Genomic DNA, 1,381 nt, shown 5'->3' on the forward strand with positions numbered 1-1,381 from the left:
CCGCCTGTCCAACAAGGAGCACCGATTTGGCTGGAAAGCCGGAAAGTCCGGCTGGCGCCATCTCATCGTCGCCGAAGGTGAAACCGCCGCGAAGGATCAGGCCACTGGCCGCGAGCTCGGCCGCAATCACCTCGACCCGAGCGCGGGAAAAAGTCATCCCTTCCGGTCCGGGTCGGAGAACGCGCTCCGCCAGACTTCCTTATGGATGATGTCGGCCACTTTAGCCCGGCCTGAATCGGGCTCCTTTCACGTGAAGGCGTCGGGCATCGAGCCTTTCTTCTTGGCGATGAACTCCTTCAGCGCCTCGTCGATGGCCGGATCGAGATGCGGCGCTTCGTAGCTTTCAAGCCAGCGGCGTGCGAGCTCGTTGGCGCGCTGCGGCGCGGTCTTCTCGCCCTCGGCCAGCCACTGCTCGTAGGAATTGTTGTCGGCGATGTTGGAGCGGTAGAAGGCCGTCTGGAAATTCGCCTGGGTATGGTCGCAGCCGAGATAATGGCTGCCCGGCCCGACCTGGCGGATGGCGTCCATCGCCTGGCCGTTTTCCGACAGGTCGACGCCCTCGCAGAACTTCTGCTGCATGCCGAGCTGGTCGATGTCCATCATGAATTTCTCGTAGCAGGAGGCGAGGCCGCCCTCGAGCCAGCCCGCCGAATGCAGCACGAAATTGGTGCCGGCGAGGATCGTCGAGTTGAGCGTGTTGGCGCTCTCATAGGCCGCCTGCGCATCCGGGATCTTCGAGGCGCAGAGCGAACCGCCGGTGCGGAACGGCAGGCCGAGCCGGCGCGCCAGCTGGGCGGCGCCATAGGAGACCAGCGACGGCTCCGGCGTGCCGAAGGTCGGCGCGCCTGACTGCATCGAGATCGACGAGGCGAAGGTGCCGAACAGCACCGGCGCGCCCGGCCGGATCAACTGCGTGAACGAGGCGCCAGCGAGCACTTCGGCCAGCACCTGCGTCAGTGTGCCGGCGACCGTCACCGGGCTCATCGCGCCGGCCAGGATGAAGGGCGTGACGATGCAGGCCTGGTTGTGGCGCGAATAGACCTTCAGGGCGCCGAGCATCGTTTCGTCGAACACCATCGGCGAGTTGGCGTTGATCAGGCTGGTCAGCACCGTGTTGTTCTCGACGAAGTCGTCGCCGAAGACGAGCTTGGCCATCGCCACCGTATCCTCGGCCCGCTCCGGCGCGGTCACAGAGCCCATGAACGGCTTGTCCGAGTAACGGATATGCGCGTAGATCATGTCGAGGTGGCGCTTGTTGACCGGCACGTCGACCGGCTCGCACACTGTGCCGCCTGAATGGTGGATCGACGGCGCCATATAGGCGAGCTTCACGAAATTCTGGAAATCCTCGATCGTCGCGTAGCGGCGGTTGCCCTCCGGG

At 64.8% G+C, this 1,381-nt stretch carries 1 protein-coding gene; it reads right to left on the reverse strand.

Translation table 11 applies throughout. The features are described from left to right. Window positions 1-246: 246 nt before the first annotated feature. The coding region (locus EOA24_RS37940) for a trimethylamine methyltransferase family protein (RefSeq protein WP_127410822.1) at window positions 247-1,381 on the reverse strand (1,135 nt) is incomplete at its 5' end.

The sequence above is a fragment of the Mesorhizobium sp. M2A.F.Ca.ET.039.01.1.1 genome (genome assembly GCF_003998035.1).
In the GTDB taxonomy this organism is placed as follows: Bacteria; Pseudomonadota; Alphaproteobacteria; order Rhizobiales; family Rhizobiaceae; genus Mesorhizobium.